General features: G+C 32.9%; 16 protein-coding genes. 13 read left to right on the top strand and 3 right to left on the bottom strand.

The features are described 5' to 3' along the window. Positions 1-112: 112 nt before the first annotated feature. Positions 113-256 carry a hypothetical protein gene (locus tag OPR39_RS04880; protein ID WP_226079608.1) on the bottom strand — a complete coding sequence of 48 codons (144 nt, stop codon included), beginning with the start codon at positions 254-256 and terminating at the stop codon, positions 113-115. A 527-nt stretch (positions 257-783) separates the two neighbouring features. Here OPR39_RS04880 and OPR39_RS04885 point away from each other — a divergent pair. From OPR39_RS04885 to OPR39_RS04895, 3 genes are all read left to right on the top strand, one after another. Next, positions 784-921: a hypothetical protein gene (locus tag OPR39_RS04885; RefSeq protein ID WP_265039285.1), complete on the top strand. Its 138-nt coding sequence runs from the start codon at positions 784-786 to the stop codon at positions 919-921. Next, positions 912-3,383 carry an ankyrin repeat domain-containing protein gene (locus OPR39_RS04890; protein ID WP_265039286.1) on the top strand — a complete coding sequence of 824 codons (2,472 nt, stop codon included), beginning with the start codon at positions 912-914 and terminating at the stop codon, positions 3,381-3,383. Before OPR39_RS04885 ends, OPR39_RS04890 begins: the two co-directional genes overlap by 10 nt. Before the next feature lie 95 nt (positions 3,384-3,478). Further along, entirely contained in the window at positions 3,479-4,558 is a 1,080-nt protein-coding gene (locus OPR39_RS04895; RefSeq protein WP_174516910.1) for an ankyrin repeat domain-containing protein, read from the top strand. Positions 4,559-4,743: 185 nt separating this feature from the next. On the opposite strand, the gene OPR39_RS04900 is transcribed toward OPR39_RS04895, so the two are convergent. After that, positions 4,744-4,875 carry a hypothetical protein gene (locus OPR39_RS04900; protein WP_264954044.1) on the bottom strand — a complete coding sequence of 44 codons (132 nt, stop codon included), beginning with the start codon at positions 4,873-4,875 and terminating at the stop codon, positions 4,744-4,746. Positions 4,876-4,930: 55 nt separating this feature from the next. Between OPR39_RS04900 and OPR39_RS04905 the strand changes: the two genes are divergently transcribed. The 6 genes from OPR39_RS04905 (at position 4,931) to OPR39_RS04930 (ending at position 19,571) form a co-directional block, all read left to right on the top strand. Beyond that, positions 4,931-13,528 (top strand): ankyrin repeat domain-containing protein, encoded by an 8,598-nt coding sequence (locus tag OPR39_RS04905; RefSeq protein ID WP_264683035.1) that lies wholly within the window; start codon positions 4,931-4,933, stop codon positions 13,526-13,528. A 121-nt stretch (positions 13,529-13,649) separates the two neighbouring features. Continuing rightward, a complete protein-coding gene (locus OPR39_RS04910; protein WP_265039289.1) occupies positions 13,650-14,399 on the top strand; it encodes an NTP transferase domain-containing protein in 750 nt (249 codons plus the stop codon). Positions 14,400-14,524: 125 nt separating this feature from the next. Continuing rightward, positions 14,525-15,478 carry an NAD-dependent epimerase/dehydratase family protein gene (locus OPR39_RS04915; protein ID WP_264376250.1) on the top strand — a complete coding sequence of 318 codons (954 nt, stop codon included), beginning with the start codon at positions 14,525-14,527 and terminating at the stop codon, positions 15,476-15,478. Further along, positions 15,435-17,762, top strand: coding sequence for a glycosyltransferase (locus tag OPR39_RS04920; RefSeq protein WP_265039290.1), 2,328 nt, complete (start codon positions 15,435-15,437; stop codon positions 17,760-17,762). Before OPR39_RS04915 ends, OPR39_RS04920 begins: the two co-directional genes overlap by 44 nt. Next, complete coding sequence (locus tag OPR39_RS04925) at positions 17,723-19,399, top strand: WG repeat-containing protein (RefSeq protein ID WP_265038716.1); 1,677 nt, start codon at positions 17,723-17,725, stop codon at positions 19,397-19,399. Before OPR39_RS04920 ends, OPR39_RS04925 begins: the two co-directional genes overlap by 40 nt. 4 nt (positions 19,400-19,403) lie before the next feature. Further along, entirely contained in the window at positions 19,404-19,571 is a 168-nt protein-coding gene (locus OPR39_RS04930; protein ID WP_265038717.1) for a hypothetical protein, read from the top strand. On the opposite strand, the gene OPR39_RS04935 is transcribed toward OPR39_RS04930, so the two are convergent. Continuing rightward, positions 19,561-20,433 (bottom strand): IS982-like element ISWpi16 family transposase, encoded by an 873-nt coding sequence (locus OPR39_RS04935; protein WP_007301954.1) that lies wholly within the window; start codon positions 20,431-20,433, stop codon positions 19,561-19,563. The genes OPR39_RS04930 and OPR39_RS04935 overlap by 11 nt on opposite strands. Before the next feature lie 205 nt (positions 20,434-20,638). Here OPR39_RS04935 and OPR39_RS04940 point away from each other — a divergent pair, with 205 nt between their 5' ends. From OPR39_RS04940 to OPR39_RS04955, 4 genes are read left to right on the top strand one after another with little or no spacing between them, the layout of a single operon-like run. Next, entirely contained in the window at positions 20,639-21,379 is a 741-nt protein-coding gene (locus tag OPR39_RS04940) for a phytanoyl-CoA dioxygenase family protein (protein WP_406833341.1), read from the top strand. Continuing rightward, positions 21,380-23,155, top strand: coding sequence for an ABC transporter ATP-binding protein (locus tag OPR39_RS04945; protein ID WP_108784045.1), 1,776 nt, complete (start codon positions 21,380-21,382; stop codon positions 23,153-23,155). Between the two features lies 1 nt (position 23,156). Further along, positions 23,157-24,206, top strand: a complete 1,050-nt coding sequence (locus OPR39_RS04950; RefSeq protein WP_211908672.1) for a threonine aldolase family protein — start codon at positions 23,157-23,159, stop codon at positions 24,204-24,206. Then, a complete protein-coding gene (locus tag OPR39_RS04955; protein WP_211908064.1) occupies positions 24,203-25,246 on the top strand; it encodes a threonine aldolase family protein in 1,044 nt (347 codons plus the stop codon). Before OPR39_RS04950 ends, OPR39_RS04955 begins: the two co-directional genes overlap by 4 nt. Positions 25,247-25,306 lie beyond the last annotated feature (60 nt).

Here is a 25,306-nt window from a genome sequence, read left to right on the forward strand (position 1 = left end):
GAAGCACAAGAATTTCATCCAGTAATGCAGATAATTAATTATGTAATCACCTTTGTTGGTATTTTAATATATTGTGTAGAAATCAGTAAACTAATGTTGCTTTTAATTCAGGTTAAGTTTTGGAAGCGTGATTTTCAAGTTCCTCAATAGATAAATCTGTTATTTTAGAAATAGCATCAACAGAAACGTCCAACATACGTAGATTATTTGCAACCTTTATTGACTCTGCTTTGTAAATCGGGAATGTTGCTACCAAATGTTGACATTAAACTTTATGATATGAGGTATCTTTGATGTTTTTACGCTACTAAATTCATGATATCCATCTCTTGGCGATTTAAGCCTATTTTTAGAGTATTGATAAAAAGACGATAAGACCCCTTCTACATCTAAAGCCTAAAATGCAATTCTCAGATGATCTCTGACAGACGTTTTTTTCATCAACACATTCAAAACAATAAAAAGATTGAATATTTCTTCACAATTGTGTATAATTATTAATGCTTTGGTGCACGTAACGATTATACTTTAAAAAGAATGTTGGCTACTGAGAAGAATGAAGACATCTTCATCAGAAAAAAAAGGGGCAAAAACAGAGAAAATTGATGTAACTACTTAAGGCAGGTGTCTCTATTGCAGCTGAGACAGCTGATCACTCATGATCAAATAAAAAAGTTATAAGCACACAGATTGGATCACAGTATCTTTTTTAAGAAGAAGATTTATCTTGCTTAAAAACTTGTAGATACTATATTTTACATAAATTCTTCATGCGAGGCCTTTATGTTTACTAATAGAATATCTAATAATCTGGATCAGCTACAATTTTTTGTAGAGTTTTTAAACGAAAATTATGAAACTCAGAAACATCTTAGTCTTACACCACTACATTTAGCAGCAGGAATGGTCAGTTGGATTTAGTCAACACTTTATTAGGAGGGGGTTTAGATATTAACTCAGAGATTAAGTACGATGGCTTTACGCCACTGTATTTTGCAATTGCAAAAAATCACTTAGAGATGGTTAACTTTCTTATTGCTCATGGAGCAGATGTAAACCATAGGGCCATTCTAGGCTTTACACCTTTAAGTTTTGCATCCCAGCAAGGATATTTAGATATAGTCAACACCTTGATTGCAAATGGAGCAGATCTTAGTACTAAAACAGATAAACTTAATACACCTTTACACCTAGCAGCAGAGAATGGTCGTCTAGATATAGTAAATGTTTTTATTGAAAAGGGATTAGATGTTAATGCTGTAAATAATGATCGAGCAAGACCTTTGCATTCTGCAGTACAAAATGGTAACCTCGAAGTAGTTAAAGCTCTTATTTCACAAGGGTCTAATATTAACGCTGGATCTTCAGGCATAGGTAATCGTAAAGTTGATGCAAACATTACACCCTTACATCTGGGAACACAAACTGGTAGGTTAGATATAGTTAAAGTTCTGCTTGAAGCGGGAGCAAACGTTAATGCAAAAACAGATGATAAGATTACACCTCTACATTTAGCGTCTCAAAATGGCTTTTTAGAGTTAGTAGACATTTTACTAAAAGCAAAATCTAATGTTAATGCTAAGGATTATGAGAATCTTACACCCCTACATTTAGCAGCAGAACGTAATCACTTTGGAGTAGTTAAGTCTCTTCTTCTCGTAAGGGGAATTGATGTTAATGCTAAGGACCACGATAATTCCACAGCTTTACATATAGGATCTCAGAATGGTCACTTAGAAGTAGTGAAGCTACTAATAGAGAAAAAAGCCAATGTTAATGCTAAAAAAAACGAAGGTTTTACACCTTTGCATCTAGCAATTCAGCAAAGTCATTTCGAGGTGAGTGATTTTTTAATTAAAAATGGAGCAAACATTAACACCGTGGATGATCAGAATTGGACTCCTTTACATAATGCAGCATATAATGGTTTTTCTTTAAAAATAGTAGAGAGCTTAATTGCAAAAGGAGCAAATATAAATGCAAAGATGGATGATGGTAGAAGAGCTCTACATTTGGCAGCAGAACATAATCACTTGGAAATAATGAATTTCTTGATTGAAAATGGAGCAGATATTAATGCTCTAGATAACAGAAGTTGGACTCCTCTACATTGTGCAGCATATGATGGTAGTTTAGAAGTTGCTAAATCTTTGCTTGATAAAGGAGCAGACATTAATGCTAAAACAGTTAAAAGTACTACACCTCTACACTTTGCAGTAGACCATGATCATTTAGAGGTGGTTGAATTGCTCTTAGAAAAGGAAGCAGATATTAATGCTTTAGATCACACAAATTGGACTCCTTTACATTTTGCAGCAGAAAAAGGTTATGATCAGATAGCAACCGTTCTATTGAAACATGGTGCTGATGTAAATGTAAAAGAAAATCAAAATAAAGGCACAGCCCTACATCTTGCAGCTCAATATGGTCATCCTAAGGTAGTTAAAACTCTTATTATAAATGGAGCGGATGTTAATGCAAAAATGGATAAAAATGCTACGCCTTTACACTTAGGGGCACAAATTTGTAATTTAGATATAGTTAGGTCTCTACTTATGAGCGGAGCATACTTTAATGCTAGAGCTGAAGGAGGTAGATATGTTTTACCATTACACTTTGCGGAAAGAAGAGGAAACCCAGAAGTAATAAAATTACTAAAATTGGTTGAGAAGTTATTTAAGGCTATAGAAGATAATAATTATTTAGGAATTGAGAGTTCCATTAGAGATGGAGCAATCATTGATTCGAAGAACGTGGATGGAAGAACGCCATTACATTATGCTGTTAATAATGGGCACATAAAAGTTGTAAATATCTTGCTAGCAAATGGAGCTGATGCTACTCAAGTTACTAACAAGGGTAATACACCATTACACACTGCTGCTTCCAAAGGTCATAAAGAAATTATTGAAGCTTTGTTACAACGTGTAAGCCACAATAAATTGAGTGATTTTATTAATGCTAAAACTACTTCTAGTGGTACTACATCACTTCATGTTGCAGCTAAAGGTGGCTCCTTGGAAGTTGTAAAATCTTTATTAAAACATGGTGCAATTTATAACATCAAGAATAAAGAAGGTAAAGCACCACTTGATCTTTCTCGAGACCAAAATATTACTAACCTATTGAAATTAGTAGAAGAGCTGTTTGAGAATGCAAAAAATGGTAATGTTGAAATTATCAGTAAGCTGAAAGCAATAAAACCTGATGAGCGCGTAGCTGTAACAAATGCTCGTAATGATCAAGACAAGTCATTAATCCAGGTTGCAGTAATCAATAAACACTCAAACCTTGCAAGTAGATTATTAGAAATATTAAAAAGTCCAGATCAGAGTTTACAAGATGTCAGCGTAGAAAATCGAGTAAAGAGTTTAAAGTTATAGCTCTCTTAAATGAAACTCTAATGAGGGTGCCAAGATCTAGAAAATATACAAAAATTTTGTTACAAAATAGTGAAATTTAGGAGGATTTTAAAAATATGCTAAATAATAATATTAACAAAGAATTAGAAAAAGCAGTCTATGAACGAAACTTAGAAAAAGTTAAAGCTCTTTTGTCTGCAGGTGCTAATGCTAACCTTAGAGTAGAAAGGAATAGAGATACGTTACTTCATACTACTAGTAGTGTAGAAATTACTAAAGAGCTTTTGTTAGGTGGTGCCGAAGTCAATTCAAGAAACATGTATAGTGAAACTCCACTACATTCTGCTATAACACTGGGGAAGGAATTAGAATTAGTTAGAGAACTTCTGAAACATGGTGCTGATGTAAATGCAACAAACCGTAAAGGCAATACTGCACTGAACCATGCTGTAAAAAAAAGTGGTAAAAATCTGGAAGTAGTTAAAGAACTATTAGAATATGGAGCTGATATTAATATAAGAAATCGTGAACGACGGCTTTATGATAATTGTTCCACATCTTTAGATAACGCTGTAAGTGATCTAGCATGCGCTAAATTGTTGATTAAATTTACTTTAGTAAGGAACTTCAATAAGGATTACGGAAAAATTATTGACTTATCTCCTTATAAAGGATGCAGTAATTACAGTAAATTATCAAGTTATCTAGATGACTGTGTTTGTGAAATTCTTCAAATGAAAACAGATGAAATAAAAGATAGCCTTCCACTATATGAATTTGTTACAAATAACTTCAACATACATGTACTATATAATAATCAATTATCTGTAAGACTAGCAAAAATTGATTATTCCATACGCTATCCTATATATAATGATATCATATTAGATAAGGTAAAACCTTTTTTAGAAAGAGCAGATTTGTTAAATAAGTTAAGTAAGATACAATTTTATACTAAATTAGATGTGGCAGATCAAGATGCCAAAGAAAAGAAAATTATTCTGGATCATGATTCTACATATAATATAACTGAATATCTATCTAATGATAACTTGTTAAACTTTATAGTAGCGTTTGATGATTCCAATAAACGTACTTTTCAATCTTTAAGTTCCTTAAATAATCTCGTAGAGCCTGGTACAAGACTTTATGAAACTTCTATAAGTAATGATACCAAACGTGCAAGATTAGAATAAATACATTTTTTGTCAGTACTAGAGTTTTTTATGAACAACAATTAGTCGTATGGTTCCAGAGAGGTGATACATAAGAGATTGCTATAATGCCAAAACACTAAACTTAGTGCTTTTTTATGTAAGTTGATCATCATTTCTCTTTGTTGTTTTCAAACGGGTTATTATTAGTAGGTGTTACTAATAATTTAAACAACCAACACATTTCCCACACCCAAAATCAAATGTTGTGAAGGCTTTTCGTCCTGAAATTGCAGGATTAGTAGATATTCTCTCAAAAATATTTTATTAACAAAAGATGCTATTTTAATTTTTGCCATATTAAGTAAACTTTGCTATTCTAATACTGGTGTAAATATATCTCAGAGAGGGTTTATGCATGTACCTAAACAACAAACCAGTTTTTATCAAGAAGATAAACAGTTTTTATCACGTTCTTACACATCAAAAGAGGAGTTTATTAGAGAATATAAAAAGCTCTACCGCAGAAAAGCAAAAGCTGAAGAACTTTATCTCCTGGTTTTAACTGAACTCGAAGAGGCAATATCAGATGGTAATGTCGACAGCTTAAAAAAATTAAGCAATTTTATTGATTACATAAGTGATGCAGAAGATCAAGTAACTTTGAGAGACTATTATGATAATGCTAACAATCCTGTTAAGAGTACTAACTTAGTTATCTTAGCTTGTAAACACAATAAGGTAAAGATTTTAGAATACCTACTTGGCAATAATAGTAAAATTCTCAGTAATTTATCTGTTGGCATCAGAGAAACTACTATATTACCAGATGATGAGGATGAAACATGCCATAATGCGTTTTATTATGCTATACGTTCAGGTAATGTTGAACTTCTTGATACACTCATTAATAAATGGCCAGGTAATTATTTTGCTGTTCATTTCAGGGAATTAGATGAAATTCTTTCACGAGCTTATGAGGAATTAAAACTAAAGAACGTATTCTTGTCAGAAGAGATAGAAATTTTTGTTGAAAATAAGTTGATAAACCTCCGTTTTTTCTCTAGTGCTTCTGGACAAGATCAGAATGTGAAGAGTTATCTTAATAACATAAGAGAGCGGATTGAGTTAGTACTTCAAAATATTAGCCTGTTAAAGGCAGAGTATTCAAACACAGAAAAAGTAGATGAAAAGTTTTTATTCATAGCAAAATTTATTGCACAAAATATTCATATATTAAAGCGGCAGTTGAAATCAACCTACGATAGACTACCTTGGGAAGAAATGGAATTTTGTTTGATCAGTTTTGTTTCTTCTCACATAAAACGACAGGAAATGAATCTATTCTATAATGCCACATTGAATAAAAGTAAAATACTAGACCACTTGGAAAATTTTGCAAAGAAACTTAAAGAAGAAAAAGATATTATAGAAGGTGTGGACATTGGTAAATTTGCTGATCTCCCGAAGTTAAAACGTGAGAGGGTTGTTGCAGAGATCGTTAGCAATTATCCTCAATTTGGAGAGTTGTATAGCGATTATCAACAAATTAGGGATATTCATTCTTTAGAGAAAATAAGTGATTATATAAAGTTGGCATTATCAGCTAATCCTAAAGAAAGGGAAGGACAGTTAATTATTACAAGGGTTTTACAGGTTATTGGTGAATATTTAAAAAACACTCTAGAATCTCCCAAGTTATCTAGCACTACAAGCGAGCTTCTTCTACTATCATTACCAAAGAACACAAGAGAAGTCATTATAGATTTACGTAACTCACTATCACATGCTTACTCGCTCTCTAAAAGAACAGAGATTGAGGAAAATACAGATGTTAACTTTTTTATTGGTGTTCAAAATGATACTAAAAGAATCGATAATGTAATTACTGATATTCTTTACAATAACAAGATTAAAATAGTCATAATATTGCTAAAGAAAATTACCAGTAGTGAAAACTTAGACGAGATAAAAGAAGTTGCTGGAATATTTAGTAACGTTGAATTAGATGAAATGATTACAGAGAGTTTTAAAGTGATGGAACATGATAAGCTTGAAAAACTCATAAAAGAATTAAGCAATAATATAACTGAAAAGACGAATTATGAAAAGGAGCTGTTTAATAAAATTGATAACATAATCAATTTTGCAAAAACTAAATCAAAAAATATCAGAACTGATTATGTTACGGCGTTTATATCATTAAAGAGCTTAGATGTTGGTTTGAATGACAATAAGATTGACCATAATGTTATTAGAGGAATAAAATTCTTTGCTAATAAAACACTAGAGAATATTCCTTCCCAAATAGAGTCTCACAATCTTAAAGAAATAGCCGAACTATCAATGAAAATTTCTCATAGTGTTAGGTCAAGAATACAGGATGACAACCTTGATAAAGTAAATAGATTAACTTGTGAGATTTTTTACATTGCTGAACTTGGAACAGGTGACCTTAAATGGATTGAGGAATTAAGAAACAAGTTGAATGAGAAAGGTTCGTTTATTCCTATACATAAACAAAGGAAGGCTTACAACATAACAGAAGAAAAATACAATAACCAGCTTGAACTGAAGTTATCTGAACTGAAAAGTATTTTGAGGAATAACGCATTAAGTGGCAAGTTAACTGAAAAGCTTCCTTCCTACAAGAGGAATAAAAAGTTGCAAGCAGTAGTAGAAATGCTTGTTCTGGATATAATGTCAATTTTAGGTAGATCAGAGAAGCATCTAGAAAACAATCTACTTTTTTTAGATGATAACACTCCTTTATTAACTGGAAAATGTTTGCGTAATCATTTAGCACACGATAATACCTTAGTTGATGTATTGTTATCTGATCCCTCAATAGCAGTTATCTTGAACGCTAAAAAACTTATTTCAGAAAATGTAATAAAAAGTAAGAAGAAAATTGGCAAGTCGGTAAGAGATGATCCTTCCAAGCTGAAAGATAAATACGATCAAAACCTTATCACTATTACTAATCAGGAAAAAATGTTTGCTGCGTTGGAAGAAGGAAATCTTGAAGACTTAAAGAGTTATCTCAAAAAAGGAGCAGACATCAATGCTAGAAGTATTAACTCATGGACTACATTACATTTTGCTGCTAAGGGACCTAGTCTTGAAATTATAAAATTTGTTCTTAATCAAAATTTAGACGTTAATGTTAAAGATATTAATGGTCAAAGCCCACTACATATTGCTGCTGCATATGGAAGGAAAAATATTGTGGAATTTTTTATAGGAAAAACAGGTGTATATGTTGATGATCTAGATAATAGTGGCAAAACATCACTACATATTGCAGCTAAAAATGGTCACAAAGATGCTGTTGAAATTCTACTAAAAAATAATGCTAATACTAATACCAAAGATATAGCTGGTTTTTCACCTTTACACTATGCAATAAAAAACAATCATATTGATGTTGCTAAGATTATGCTGGAAAAAGAAGCGAATGTTGACATCAACGAAACTATGGGTGGCTTTACTTCACTACATATAGCTGCAGAAAGTGGTTATCTAGGGCTAGTTAATTTTTTACTGAAAAATGAGGCAAATGTTAATGCAAGAAACGATAAGGAGGGAATACCATTACATACAGCAGCACTAAATGGCCACCTAGAAGTAGTGAATGCTTTAATTCTCAAAGGAGCCGATGTTAACTCCAGAGTTATAGATGGTTGTACACCATTACACTATGCAATAGAAAACGGTCATGAAAAGATAGCTAATATTTTATTGAAGCATGGAGCTAATGTTAATGTTGTTGACAAAACCTATAATAACACACCTTTGCACTACGCAGCAAAAGATGGACATGAGAAAATTGTTAAGGCTTTACTGACAAATAAGGCAAATGCTAGTATTGCCACTGTGGAAGGTATAACCCCACTACATTTTGCAGTGCAGAGTGGCCACTTGAAGATAGTTGTTGCTCTTCTCGAGCATGGGGTTAACATTCGCGCTAAAGATAAAAATAATGCTACGCCATTACACTATGCAGCAGAGAGTGGTCATAAGGCAGTTGCTGAGCTTTTAATAAAAAATGGAGTAGAAATCAATGATAAAGCCAATAATAATCTAACACCATTACATGTAGCTGCTCTGAAAGGTCACAAAGATATTATTGAACTCCTAATAAGAAATAAAGCTGAAGTTAGAGCTCAAGATATTAAGGGTAGTACACCATTACATGCAGCTGCGATGAATGGTAGCAAAGATATTATTGATCTTCTAATAAAAAATAAAGCTGAAGTTGATGCTAGAACTAATGATGGCATGACGCCATTGCATGTAGCTGCTCTAAGTGGACATAAAGACGCTATTGCTTTTCTAATCAAAAGTAAAGCTGAAGTCAATACTAGTGCTAATTATGGCCTTACACCTTTACATGCAGCTATTGTGGGAGGTCACAAAGATATTGTGAATCTTTTAATAAAAAATAAAGCTAAAGTTAACACAGAAGGTATTGCAGGTAGTACACCATTACATGTAGCTGTGGAAGGAGGTCATAAGGAAATCGTTGGAATTTTGGTAGCAAATAGAGCCAGTGTTAATGTTAAGAGTAACAACCTAACACCATTGCTTTCTGCTATTAAGCATAATCATAAGGAGATCGTTGAAGTTCTTGTAGAAAATGGAGCTAGTGTTAATGCAGAAGGTGGTGAACCTTTATCATTAGCAGTACTCGCTGGTTATAGGGATATTGTAGAGATTTTGCTAAAAGACAAGGCCCATATTGATATAAAAGGTCCTGAAGATGCTACACTATTACATTTGGCTGCTAAAAGAGGACATAAGGGGATAGTAAATGCTCTGATAGAAAGGGGAGCCAATGTTGATGCTATGACTATTAATAGTATAACACCATTATATCTTGCGGCACAAGAAGGCCATGAAGAAATTGCTGAAGTTTTGATAGCAAACAAGGCTAATGTTAACTTTGTAAATGTTGAAGGTACTCCACTACATATAGCTGCAGGACACGGCCATGTTAATGTTGTTGAAGTCCTATTAAGTAATGGAGCAAAAGTTAATGTTAAGGATAATAAGAGCAGAACACCTTTAGAATTAGCAGTTGCACATGGTCATTTGCAAGTGGTTAAAATGTTACTGCAGTATAAAAAAGTAGATATGAATGCTAAAGGCAATGATGATTGGACTATACTGCACATTGCTTCACAGGAAAGTAACTTGGAAATGGTAAAATGTCTAGTAGATGAAGGGTCTAATATTAATGCTAAAAATGCCTCTGGATCAAAGCCTATACACATTGCAGCTAGAGAAGGTTATAAAGATACCGTAGAGTTTTTCCTTAGCAAGGGGTTGAGTATTAATGAGCTTGGTACAGCTAACCAGACATTACTACACTATGCTGCAATGAAAGGTCGGTTAGAAGTTGTAAAGTATTTGATAGCACAAGGTGCTGACGTTAATGCTAAAGATACTAATGGCTTAACCCCTATGCATATTGCTGCTAATTTTGGTTATAAAGACGTTATTGAAGTTTTATTAAAAAATGGTGCAGTTTATAACGCTGTTGACAAGCTTTGTAGAAGACCATTAGAAATGACTAACGATAAAGACGTTATCAATCTATTAGCATCAACTGAGAAATTATTTGAGGCTGTAAAACGTAATAGCTCTTCAGAGGTTGAGAATTACATTAAAGCAGGAGCGTTTGTTAATGCCAAAAATGCTGATAGTGTAACACCATTATATTATGCTGCATGGAAGGGCTATGATGGAGTTGTCAATATTCTATTACAAAATAAAGCTAATCCTAATGTGGTTGGTAACAAGGGGTTTACTCCTCTGCATTATGCTGCTAAGTTCTCTCACTTAAAAGTTGTAAAGGCCCTATTATCTAATGGTGCAGTATACAATGCTGTCTCTGACAGTGGGAAAACACCATCAGATTTTACTGTGGATAAAAGTATAACTAGCTTATTTAAACTAGTCAGTGAATCATTTAAAAAGGTTAAAGATGGTAATGCTCAAGTTATTAATGACCTAAATAAGATAAAGGATATTGATACAGTAAAAGCAGTGATGAGTGCTCGTAATAGAGAGAACAAAACGTTAGTAGTTGCTGCAGTACATAGTAACTTTTCAAAAGTCGAGCAGTTGAAGCAGATATCGCAAAGTGACGTATCCGCTCAGATTGATACAGCTTTAGTGCTCTTGAATCAAGGCAATTACCAAAAAGCCTTAAGTATTTTCAGAAGCGCATTTGAAAGAAGAAAAGAAATACTAGGACCAGACAATCCTGGTACTTTAGATATTCAGACATATATAGCCAAAGTGCTATATAAGCAAGGAATTTACCAAGAAGCTTTAAATATGCTTAAAGAGATTTTTCAGAAACAAAAAGAAATGCTGGGTTTAAACGATAAGGATACTTTAAGTACAAGAAGTACAATCGCTTTAGTGCTGCATAGACAGGGGAAAGATGAAGAAGCTTTTAATATTTATCAAGAAGTCTATCAGAGACAAAAGGAAATACTAGGGTCAAATCATTCAGATACCTTAAATACTCAGTTTCACATGGCATTAGTATTAGATAAACAGGGAAAATATGAAGAAGCGTTAAATATCAATAGGGCAGTTTTTGAAAAGAGGAAAGAAACACTAGGTACACATGATCTAGCCACTGTGAGTGCCAAAAATAATATAGCAATGGTACTAGCTAACCAAGGTAAATACGAAGAGTCCTTAAAAATCTATAAAGAGGTTTTTGAAAAGAAGAAAATAATTTTAGGTATTAATCATGCTGATACCTTGAGAACGTTACATAACATTGCTGGGGTACTCTTCAATCAAAATAAATATCATGAAGCCTTGAAAGCTTTTCAAGAGGTTTTAAATATCCAGAAAAAAGCTTTACAACAAAATCACCCAGAAACCTTGAATACTCAATACAACATAGCAAATGTACTTTTTGCTCAAGGGAAATGGATCAGCGCACTTAAAGTCTACAGAGAAAGTTTAGATCAAAGAAAAGCTGTTTTTGGACCAAGTCATCCGAGTGTTTTAGATATTTTAAAAAAGATAGAGATGATTAATTTTAGATTTAAGCTTGAGGGTAGCGAAGCATCAGAGGTTCTCCAGCATCTGCAGAAAGATATCAACATTGCTGCTAGTAAAGGTGATATACGAACTGTTCAGCGTCTGTTAAAAGATGGAGCTGATGCCAACGATAAAGATATTGATGGAAGAACACCGTTGCATTACGCTGTTAGCAATGGACACATAGATATTGTAAACATCTTACTAACAAATGGAGCTAACGTTAGTCAAGTTACTAATAAAGGTAATACACCATTACACACTGCTACTTCCAAATGTTACAAAGAAATTGTTGAGGTTCTGTTACAACATATCAGTCGTGATAAATTAAATGACTTTGTTAATGCTAAAACTACTTCTAGTGGTACTACATCACTTCATGTTGCAGCTAAAGGTGGCTCCTTGGAAGTTGTAAAATCTTTATTAAAACATGGTGCAATTTATAAAATTGAGAACAAAGAAGGTAAAATACCTATTGATCTTTCTAAGGACCAAAGAGTTACTAACTTACTGAAATTGATCGAAGAATTGTTTAGAGATATAAAAAATGGTAATGTTGAATCTATCAGCAAGCTAAGAGCAGTAAAACCTGATGAGTTCTTAGCTATAACAAATGCTCGTAATAATCAAGGGAATACATTATTGCAAGTTGCTATAGCCAATAAACATAAGAATATTGCAACTAAATTGTTAAAAATGCTGAAGGAGCCAGATCAAGTTCAATCACAGTTTAGCCCTGAATGTGAGTTGGATCAACTTGAGAAGCTTAAAAGTGCTACAGAGGTGCATATCCGTTTTTCTGAGCTTTACCTTCCTATGTTGCGTAGCATGTCGCAACCATATAGTTCAGAAAAGAATACTTCTCCTTGGAAAACTCTTAAGGAAGGTTCTTATTACCTAGGAAATGCATATCGCTTAGTTGAGGTATACAAAGATTGTGTACCTGGTTCGATAAATAATAAAAGCATACAGTCAGTAAATGATATGCTAGTAGCACTAGAATTTGATCCAAAACACATAACGTCAGGGTATACAGATGAAGCTTACGGTGGGAAGGCTGAATGCTTCGTTTCCAAAGGGCAAGGTACAAAATATTATAAGTTATTGCATAGTGAGTTAAAGAAAGATGTAAGATCGTTCATAGAAATGGTTGAACTTAATATTGACATTCCTGTAAAAAGGTTTTTAGAGTCAATCAATCAGAGGTTACAGTCTGCTTTTTCTGAAAAGTTACTTGAGGCCATAGAAAATGACAATCCTTTAGCGGTTGAGAATTGCATCAAAAGAGGGGTAATTGTTAACTTCAAAGATACCGATGGAAGAACGCCATTACATTATGCTGTTAATAATGGGCACATAAAAGTTGTAAATATCTTGCTAGCAAATGGAGCTGATGCTACTCAAGTTACTAACAAGGGTAATACACCATTACACACTGCTGCTTCCAAAGGTCATAAAGAAATTATTGAAGCTTTGTTACAACGTGTAAGCCACAATAAATTGAGTGATTTTATTAATGCTAAAACTACTTCTAGTGGTACTACATCACTTCATGTTGCAGCTAAAGGTGGCTCCTTGGAAGTTGTAAAATCTTTATTAAAACATGGTGCAATTTATAACATCAAGAATAAAGAAGGTAAAGCACCACTTGATCTTTCTCGAGACCAAAATATTACTAACCTATTGAAATTAGTAGAAGAGCTGTTTGAGAATGCAAAAAATGGTAATGTTGAAATTATCAGTAAGCTGAAAGCAATAAAACCTGATGAGCGCGTAGCTGTAACAAATGCTCGTAATGATCAAGACAAGTCATTAATCCAGGTTGCAGTAATCAATAAACACTCAAACCTTGCAAGTAGATTATTAGAAATATTAAAAAGTCCAGATCAGAGTTTACAAGATGTCAGCGTAGAAAATCGAGTAAAGAGTTTAAAGTTATAGCTCTCTTAAATGAAACTCTAATGAGGGTGCCAAGATCTAGAAAATATACAAAAATTACAGTGGGATTTACATCTTACTAATTATGAATTAACTTACTACCTAATCAATTCCTGAGTTATGTATGAGTAACATTTTGATAATATTAGCAGCAGGAAAGAGCAGTAGAATGAATTCTGAATATTCAAAAGCGTTGCACCAAGTGGGAAATCTTACTCTTTTAGAACATATAATTTCTAATGCAAAATTGCTGAGTCTAAAAAGCTTATCAATTGTTGTTAACAACTCCCTTCTAAAAGATTTAGAAAACTTTGATAGCCTAAAAAGTATAATCGATCAATATAATATAAAACTAATAATGCAAGAAGATATTACAGGCACTGGCACTGCAGTTAAAATTGCTCTAGAAAATCTGGAGGAGTTATCTGATCAAGACATAGTTTTAATACAGTATGGAGACACTCCCTTTATATCTAGTGATACAGTTATGAAAATGACTGATTGTTTAAAGTATAATAATTTAGTTCTTCTTGGATTTAATAGTCAAGATGAACAATATGGAAGATTAGTAATTGATAATTACGGAAATGTTCAAAAAATCCTAAAAAATGGAGATAAAATGCTTCTTGCAAACTCTGGAATAATGGCTTTATATGCTAAAGATCTCTTTACCTTAGTAAAAGAAATAAAATTCAATAATTCGACCAATGAATATTGTCTTAATGATATAGTGCCCATTGCAGCAAACAATAACTTGAGTGTAGGTTATGTAGTTTCTGATGAAAGAGAAGCAATGGGAGTAAATAATAAAGAGGATTTGATTAAAGCCGAACACTATTTTCAAGAAAGAAGGCAGCCAACTTTTCTTTCATAACTACATTTTTTTATTCATTAATTTAAGTTGACATTTGTTTTATACTGGTTTTATAATACCTTTTGATTCTTACTTGTAAGATAATTGGTACGACAAATTTTCCTATTTGTAGTGAGAGGGTATACATGGGGATATTAATAACAGGTGCTGCAGGTTTGATAGGATCAACCTTGGTGAAAAAGTTAGAAAACCAGGGCCATGAAGTAATAAGCTGTGATATTAGGTTTCGCAACAATCCACTCAGTTTTTTTTCAGAAGATATAGTACCACTACTTGCTAAGTGTACAGGAATTATTCATCTGGCTGCAATTTCTCGAGTTATACATGGTGAACTTTATCCTGAACTGTGTAAAAAAATTAATGTTGATGGTACAATGCAGTTTTTAGGGTTATGTAAGTCACTTCCAAATAAACCATGGTTTATATATGCAAGTAGTAGGGAAGTCTATGGAGAGCAGAAGGAACTGCCGGTTACAGAATCTGCTAGTATCGATCCAATAAATAATTATGCCAAAGGTAAAGCATTTATTGAGAAGCAAATAACAAGTTTAAAAGATTTTAATGTAGCAATATTACGCTTTTCAAATGTATACGGTGGTTTACTAGATCATAACAGTAGAGTAATTCCCGCACTCTGTATTAATGCATTAAGAGGTGATCCAATTAAAATAGAAGGTAAAGAATGTGTTTTTGATTTTACCTACTTGGATGATGTTATAGAGGGTATATGCTTAACTGTTAAATATTTACAAAGTGAAAAATCTTCTCTTCCTGCTATTCATCTTACTACTAATAGCCCATGTACTTTAGAAAACTTAGCAAAAACAATATTAAAAGTCACGAAAAGTGATTCTAGAATTGATTTTTATCCTCCAAGAAATTTTGACGTAACTAAGTTCCATGGTGATTTTACTAGAGCTAAAGAGCTACTTGGTTGGTCTCCAAAGCATTCATTAGAAGTAGGATTAAGCAATTTTATAAAAAGTCTACAAAACAATATACAAGAGTATCCTAACAATATAGATATGGTAATATATGAAAATATTAAAAGTTATTCATGGTTACCCTCCTTATTATAGCGCTGGTTCAGAGGTTTACAGCCAAACTCTTGCTCATGAACTAGCAAATAACAATGAGGTACAAGTATTTACTAGGTATGAAAATAGCTTTTTACCTGATTTTTATTACACTACAGTCCTAGATCGTAGTGATTCTCGAATCTTACTGCATTTAATTAATATACCCATAGCTAAATATCGTTATAAATTTATTAATGAAGAAGTAGATATAAAATTTAAAAGAGTAATAGATAACTTTCAGCCAGATCTTATACATTTTGGTCATCTTAATCATCTATCAATTACTTTACCAGAAATTGCTTTTAAAGAAAATATACCTACAATTTTTACGCTACATGACTTTTGGTTAATGTGTCCAAGAGGAAGGTTTATTCAACGCAATTCTGAAGATTTATTACAGCTTTGTGATGGACAAAAGGATCAAAAATGTGCAACCCAATGTTACAAGGGATATTTTACAGGAGATGAAGAATTCCTGAATTCAGACCTAAATTATTGGGAACAATGGGTTGCAACTAGAATGAAGCACACAAGGAAAATAATAGACTATATAGATTACTTTATTTCCCCATCGAAATTCTTGATGGATAAATTTACTCAGGATTTTTATGTTCCGATAAACAAAATTTCTTATCTTGATTATGGTTTTGATCTCAATCGTCTTAAGAATAGAAATAGAGTACAAGAAAAAGAGTTTATTTTCGGTTATATTGGTACTCATACTCCCGAAAAAGGTGTTGATCTATTATTGAAAGCTTTTTCTCACTTATCATCTAAAGCAAAACTTAGAATTTGGGGAGCGGCAAGAGAAGAAACTAAAGCTTTAAAAGCGATTGCCGATCAGTTTTCACCTGTTGTTAAAGAAAGAATAGAGTGGATGGGAAGTTATGATAATAAGAATATAGTTACTGACGTATTTAATAAAGTTGATGCAATAGTCGTTCCTTCAATTTGGGGTGAAAATTCACCGTTAGTAATACATGAAGCACAGCAACTTAGAATACCAGTTATAACAGCCGATTATGGTGGCATGGCAGAATATGTAAGAGATGGACTATTATTTAAGCACAGAGATGCAAGTAGTTTGTCAGAAAAAATGCAAGTCCTATCTACAGATCAGGAGTTATATAATAAACTTACCCAAAAAGGCTATCCTTATACTGAAAATGGAAATATACCTTCTATAGGTGAGCATACTGAGAAACTTAACAAGATTTACCGTAATGCTATTGAAAAGAAAGGCAAATCAGTAGCTGTGAAACCTGGTCCTTGGAGAATTACTTTTGATACTAATCCAGATTACTGCAATTTTGCTTGTATAATGTGCGAATGTTTTTCACCATACAGCAAAGTTAAAGAAGAGAAGAAAGCTAAAGGAATAAAACCTAAGATACTGTCGATAGAAACTATCAGAAAAGTAATTAAGGAAGCAGCTGGCACACCTTTAAGGGAAATCATTCCTTCTACTATGGGTGAGCCTTTAATGTATAAAAGCTTTGATGAAATAATCAATTTGTGCCATGAGTTCGGCCTTAAGCTTAACCTCACAACCAATGGTTCTTTTCCCATTAAAGGAGCTAGAAAATGGGCTGAACTATTGGTACCAATTTTATCTGATGTTAAGATTTCCTGGAATGGGGCAACTAAAGAAACTCATGAAAGAATCATGAAAGGTTCAAAATGGGAAGTAGTGACAGAAAATTTAAAAACTTTCCTTGAAGTTAGAGATAAATACTTTAGCGATACAGGTGAAAGGTGTACCGTTACTTTACAATTAACATTTTTGGAAAGTAATTTACATGAACTCTATGACATAGTTAAGATGGCCATAAAAAATGGCATAGATAGAGTTAAAGGACATCATCTTTGGGCACATTTTGAGGAAATTAAGGATCTATCTATGAGAAGAGATGAGTTAGCAATTAGTAGATGGAATACAGAGGTGAGAAGGTTATATGAGCTTAGAGATAATATGCTATTACCAAATGGTAAAAAGATAAAATTAGAAAATTTTACAATTCTTTCTCAAGAAGGTATTAAGGATTTGGCTCCAGGTGGTCAATGCCCATTTTTAGGTAAAGAAGCATGGATAAACAATGAAGGAAAGTTTAGTCCTTGCTGTGCTCCAGATGAACTCCGTAAGACATTAGGAAATTTTGGTAATGTTAATGAGGTTAAACTCGAGGAAATATGGCAGAGTAGTGAGTACCTAAGCTTACAAAAGAATTATTTAAATTACAAATTATGCAAAACATGCAACATGAGAAAACCTTTGATCAATTAATCAAAGATAATCTTAGATCTATTAAAATTTCACCGTGTGAGAGCTTTCACGAATTACTAGGAAATCCTTTGTATGAAAATAGGTTTATAAAGGTTGGTAAATTTCATGAGCCCGGTCTTGCACCGGTTTATGATCAGACAGGTGCTTATCATATCAATGTAAGAGGAGAAGCAGTTTATCATAATAGATTTCTAAAAACTTTTGGATTCTACTTTAATAGAGCAGCCGTAGAAGATGATACAGGGTGTTACCATATTGATTCATTTGGATGTAGAGTATACAAACAGTCTTATCAATGGATTGGAAATTATCAGGAAGATGCTTGTGTAGTTAGAAGACATGATAAATGTTTTCATATTAATTTAAATGGCAACAGGATTTATCAGGAGGAATATGATTATGTTGGAGATTTTAAGGATGGTATCGCTGTAGTCTATAAGGATGGTAAAGCTACACATATTAATCATCATGGAAAGTTAGTACATAATAAATGGTATAAAAAACTTAATGTTTTTCATAAAGGTTATTCTATTGCAGAAGATCAACATGGTTGGTTTCATATAGATATTAATGGTGATCCTGTTTACCAGCAGAGATTTAAAATGGTAGAAGCATTCTATAATGGGATGGCAAAAGTTGAAACTTTTGAAGGTGTGTTAGGACAAATCGATATTACCGGAAATGTAAAGTTTAGTATTTTTGATTTAGGTAAAGAATCTCAAGTGCATAGGATTTCTGCAGAACTTTCAGCCTTTTGGAAAACTTACCTAACAAGCGTTGCTATTGAACTTGATTTGTTAAATATTTTACCTGCAACTATGCCAGTTTTATCTAAAAAGTTAAACATTATCGTACCAAATCTAGAAAGGCTGTTAAGGGCGTTGTGGGAAATAGGGTTTATTGATTACGATAAGGACAAGGACTTATGGCAACTATCATCAAAAGGTAAGTGTTTTAAGGAAATACCATTTTTGCCAAAAGCAGCAACGATGTGGGCAAGAGTTGCCGCTGAAAAGAATTGGTTAAAGATTGCCGATATACTAAAACAGAAGTCAATCTCTTCATTTGAATCTTTTAAGGAAAGAGAAGCATCAGAAGATAAGAAAATAGCGTTTTACCAAGCATTGCTAGGATATTCTAGATTTGATACTAAAGAGTTTAATTCTAGAATTAATATAGATGATGCTAAGAATATATTGCTATTTGGTGTACACTCTTTATTTCTTGCTTATTCTGATATACACAATAAAGGTTCCATAGGCCTATATAACGAACATAAAGTGCCAAGACAGTTAGTAGAAAATTTAAAAGTCAAACTTATAACTCAGGAAGAACTATCAGCTACAAATTATGAATTAGGTGTCTTTTGCCGCTTTCTACAGCATTATGATGATGATAAAGTATTATCTTATTTAAAATTGGTCAAAGGAATATCTCGTATTTTATTGATAGAAACTATTTTAGATTACCGCTCTCCAGATGGAGGCTCTGTAGATATTAATGTAATGGTTGAAACAGGAGGTAAACTAAGAACATTAAGCAATTGGGAAAAAATACTCAAACAAGTAAAAGGATTCAAAATTTTTGCTGTTATACCTTTAACAGATTACTTATCAGTTATTGATGTCAGGTGTTAATCATATGGAAACATTACAAAAAAATGGTTTTTTTATTATCAAAAATCTGGTTCCTTTAGAGCTAATAACTCAGTCTTTAAGTGATATAACAAATAAGATATCAAAGCTATCCCAAGAACTAAGTGTTTCAACTTCTGACTACTTAAAACCTCAGTTATGGATTAGCCGATAAAGAAAGGCATAGAAATAGAAGGCTTTTTGGACTGCATGGAGTAGGAAATCAGAACAGAAAAAACATGAATTAGGAAATTTGTTGGCGATCTATGTCTTGTATGCTCAATCTCAAATTTGTTTTTCAAGGAATCAAAAACAGTCTCAATAATCGACCTTTTCCTTAATAAAATCTTCTCTTTAAGTGAAATTAGTGCGTTTTTCATACCTTTTTTTACTTTAGTGACTAACTTTAGGCCTCTATCGAAGAGTTTCTCAAAAAGCTCTTTCTTTATATAGCCCTTATCTCCAAACAAAAGTCCGGTCAGTCTTTTAGTGAGAGTTGGTAAAGGTTTTCTGTCATCAACGTTACCTTTGGTTAGGGTAAGTGCTTGAATTTCACCAATTTCGTTAATCACTAAGTGCAACTTGAAGCCAAAAAACCAACCATACGTACTCTTACTAATTTCTGCTAGATGATTAAAAACTTTATTCCTAGAGATCCTTTTTTTGTGGCAAACGGCAATCGTAGAGGTGTCGATGTAGGAAGTGCCGGTCATTTTCGCTTGTTCACAGAACCATTGCAAAAGTAATGCTAAATACCACAAAACTCGCGGCTTTAAGGCAATAAATCTGTGATATGAAGGCAGCTTTGAAAACTCTGATCTATAGAATAACTGAAGATAACAAAGATAAAAAGCCTTGAAGTTTTTACATGGTGATTTATGGTATAACAGGATTATGGTTAGAATTTCTGAGTGCGCTATTTCTGGTACTCTGGTTGGTTTTTTGCCGTTTGATAAGAACCTATTTGCAAAATTATCATCTACCGCACGACAAAAATCCTCGACGCAACAGTACAGTTCTGTAATATCTTTCTTCATGGGTAACCTCTTATTATTACTAAAATACTCGAGTTTACCCTGTTTCCCTCTTCTTAGTTATACTTTTATCTATTTTCTAATCCATAACTGAGGTTTAAACTGTACCGGCAGATGGGGCACGTCATCTCAAGTAACTAGAATTATCTCTCAAGCATTAGATAAAATTATTAAAAATTACCTTGAAAAGTCACTTCAGTGTCAGATACTGCAGAAAAAATCAAATGTTATATGTAAAACTGCTGATTTAATAGATGCAGTTCCCTTCCATCAAGACATCTCCTATAGTTTCAATGATCCTTACCACTTTTCTGTTTGGTTAGCTTTGAATAATGTAAGTGAAACTTCAGGTGCACTGCAAATTATAGAAAACAGTCATAAATGGGAAATACAGCCTTTAGTTGATTTTTGGTACCCATATTTTTTTGATCAGTACTCAAGTAATCGGGAAAATTACAAAATTAAGTCACTACCTATTTCAGCAGGAGATGCGATAGTTTTTGATTCACGGTTATGGCATGGTAGTGATAAGAATACAGATGCTAAAGATAGATTTGCTTATGTAACAAGGTGGATTGTAAAAGATCAAGATCTTCCCTATGTGCCAAAACCTCAGCCTTCAGTTTTTGGTATACTCAATTGTGGTGAGTTAACAGAATCTATACTGAGAGAATGCTTGTCATTATTTTGCTACCAGGAAAGTATAAAAGTAAAAAACATGGAAGAACTTATCAAGAGCTGGTTAGCCTTTATTACAGACACAACTACAAATATTTCTGAGATCGACACTACTGAGGCTAAGCGAGATTTATATAAGCTACTTATTCTGAATCGAGCATCAGCACTACATGATGCTGGAGACATCTCAGGAAAAATATACAAAAATTTATGGTTTTCACTACTTGTATTTCTCAATAAAAAAGTCAACGTAGTGGAGCTAGCATTGTAAATGAACAGAAGTAGAGTTGATAGCTTCAAATGTGTATTGATGTTCATCTTGAATATAGTATCTAAATTCAAACTTAATGTACTTATAATGTCTTTAGTTGCCCTGGTGGTAGCTGTTGATTTGTCTTTTAGAAAGTATTTAGTAAAAAATATTCTAGATACAGCTGTAAAATATCAGGAAGGTAATGTAATTGAAAATCTTTTATTACCTGTAAGCGCTTATCTTGGCATGGCATTACTTATCACTACTGCTTTTAGATTCTATGGCTATTTTGTTGACATTCGAATGTTTACCTTAATGCGTCAAAAAATAGCTGATATATCTTTTTGTAGGCTACTCCAACAAGACCATTCCTATTATCAGAACAATTTATCTGGAAGCTTAGTACATAAGGTCAGTAGCTTAATGGATAGTGTGATAGAGTTAATAAGATTGCTTATAGATTGTTTTTTCGGTTACAGTATAGCATTAGTCTTAGCTATTTATACCTTATCATTAGTAAACATAAAGTTTGCAATCGCTACATTCACTTGGGTAAGCATTTTTATTTTAGTCTCGATTTTCAGCTTTCGTGTACTTACTGAACTAGCTGATAATTACTCTAAACAAAATTCAAAAGTAATAGCTAGTATAGCAGATAGTATTTTAAATGTTATATCAGTAAGGTTATTTTCTCAGCAAGCACATGAGAGACACAAATTTTTTCAAATATGCAAGAAAAGAACTATTGCAGAGAGAAAATTACAATGGGCATACTTTTGTCTTTGGTTTATATATGGCTATTCATTCGATATACTCCAAGCAGTAAACTTGTATTTTTTAATTCATGATTATCAATTGAACAAGATCGCAATAGGAGATATTGCTCTTGTACTTGGAATTAATATATCGATTATAGAGTTTCTTAACCATCTAACTAGGAATCTTACCCAATTTTCTACTCATTTCGGCAAAGTTTCAGATGCATTGCCAATCTTGACTACTGTACCAGAAATTCAAGATAAGGAAAATGCTAAAGAATTAAATTTATTAAGTGGAAGAATAACGTTTAACAATGTTTCTTTTTCTTATGAAGGTCAGGAGCCATTATTTCAAGATTTCTCAGTTACCATTAATCCTTGCGAAAAGGTAGGTCTAGTTGGTTATTCTGGAGGTGGTAAATCTACTTTTATAAACTTAATTCTAAGGCTATTTGATGTTAAAAAAGGTAATATACAGATTGATAATCAAATAGTATCAGAAGTTACACAGAGTTCTTTGAGGCAACAAATATCTGTAATACCTCAAGACCCATTGTTATTTCATGATACTATTTTAGCAAACATCATATATGGTAGACTTCAATCTACTATCGAAGAAATAATGAGAGCTGCAAAGCTGGCTGGTATTCACGATTTCATTATGACTCTACCAGATCAATATGGAACTACAGTCGGAGAAAAAGGCATCAAGCTATCTGGAGGAGAAAGACAAAGAATAATAATAGCCAGGGCATTTTTAAAAAACGCTCCAATATTATTTCTCGATGAACCAACTAGTCAGTTAGATTCTATAACAGAAAAAACAATTCAAATGAGTTTATTCAAATTGATGAAAAATAAAACTACGATTACTATAGCACACCGTATTTCTACACTTTTACACATGGACCGAATTCTAGTATTTAACAAAGGAAAAATTGTCCAAGATGGTAAACATGCTGAATTAGTTTCTAAGCAAGGTCTTTACAAGGAACTTTGGAATGCTCAAATTGGTTGTTTGAATGGCAAAAAATAAGATGGAAAAAATTATTGATCTGAGAAGTGACACTACAACTCTGCAGGGCTCCAACGTTATACATGCAATAAGTAATGCAACTGTTGGAGATTTTGCTTATGGTGAAGACAAAAGCTGTAATGACTTATCAGAATATTGCAAACAATTATTCAAAGTAGAAGAAGCATTATTTGTAACCAGCGGTATGCTTGCAAATAGATTAGCCATTGCCAGTCAAACAAGTCCTGGTGATGAACTAATAACTCATTATAATTACCACGTTAATTTTTTCGATAGCGCAGGCAATGCAAAAGTAAATAATATCGTATTTAATTGTATTAGAAATAATAGCGGAATCTTAGATGTTGATGAAGTAGAATATGCTATTAATTCTAAGCCGAGGTATAAAATTTTTGCTCAGGTGAGTCTTGTTTCTATAGAAAATAGTATAAATGGGTTTAATGGTAAAATTTATCCTTTTGAAAAACAAGTCGAGTTATATCACTTTTTAAAAGCTCACAATGTAAATCTTCATTTAGACGGTGCAAGAATATTTAATGCTCATATCGAAACAAATATTGCTTTAGCAGATTATGCTAAATATGTGGATACAATGAGCTTTTCTTTTACTAAAGGACTTGGCGCTCCTTTTGGTTCAATGCTTATGGGTAAAAGAGAGATAATTGAAAGGGCTAAAAAGCTACAGGTTTGGCTAGGTAGTGGTTATCATCAGATAGGGTATTGTGCTAATGCAGCAAAATACGTACTACAGAATAATATCTCTAGGCTTAAAGAAGATAATAAGCTCGCTAAATTGTTTGCAGATAAGATTAAAGAAATTCCACACATAAAACTGGTACTACCTTATCCAGAAACTAATATAGTAAGCTTCAGTATAAAAGCACTAAATGTAACTAATGAGGTTTTCTTGAGTAAGTGCCAAGCTTATGGTTTATTGCTTTTTCCTTGGCTCGAGTCTCATATAAGAGCAGTTACCCATCTTGGCACAAAGGAAACAGAAATCATGAAAGCTGCTGAAATTATAAAGGAGGTTGTGTTAAATTTAATATGAGAATAAAAATAGATTTCTTTAGCGATTCAAACACTGACCCTTCAGCTAAAATGAGGGAAGCGATGGCTAAAGCAAAAGTTGGAAACGAAGCTGCATGTGAAGATCCAACTGTAAACGAATTAGTGGCAACCGCATGTAAAATATTAGGTAAACCTGCAGGAATCTTTTTGATTTCAGGAACGATGTCCAATGTAATTGCTTATAAAGTACACATTCAAAGACCTGGTGATTACTTGCTGCTTGATGAAACTTCACATCCACTCATAGTACAATCTGGCTTGATCGCAGCCCAGGCACATGCCACTCCTTTGCCCATCAAAGGTACGAGAGGAATATTTACTGGAGAACAAATTGTTGAGTTTATTACTCGTCCTAGTTTAAGAAATATTCCGAGAGTTGGGCTTGTTTCTATCGAACAAACGACAAATTTTGGTGGTGGAGCTGTGTGGCCTTTAGAATATATTCAAGAGATCTCAAGTCTCTGCAAAGAGAATGACGTATTCACTCATTTAGATGGAGCAAGACTGTTCAACGCTTGTGCTCATACTAAAATATCTCCAAAAGAGTATGCAAGTTATTTTGATTCGATATTTATTGATTTTAGTAAAGGATTAGGTGCTCCAATGGGCGCAATATTGCTTGGAAGTGAAGATTTTATTGAAAAAGCTTGGTACTATAAGTTTCAAATTGGCGGAGGTATGCACCAAGCTGGCATTATTTCAGCTGCATGTTTATATGCTCTACATAATAATGTAAATTCTTTAGAAGAAGATCATAAAAAAATGCAGCACCTTATAGAAGGCCTAGGCTCTATAGATCAAGTTATAATTGATATCGACCTGTATAAAACTAATATAGCGTATTTTTCATTACATACTAATTGTATATCTACTCAAGAATTAATAAACGTACTAATGACAAATTATGGAATTAGAATGGCTAACATCAAAGGTAAAATCAGAGCTATAACACATAGAGATATAAGCTATGAAGATATTAATACTACTGTATCTGCTATAAGAAAGATACTAAGTAAGTAATTTTCTGCACTAATTGTTTGCAAACTTCTTGTCAAACAATATTATACCAATATAGTATTA

The organism is Wolbachia endosymbiont (group A) of Yponomeuta plumbellus (assembly GCF_947251575.1).
GTDB classification, from domain to species: Bacteria; Pseudomonadota; Alphaproteobacteria; order Rickettsiales; family Anaplasmataceae; genus Wolbachia; species Wolbachia pipientis.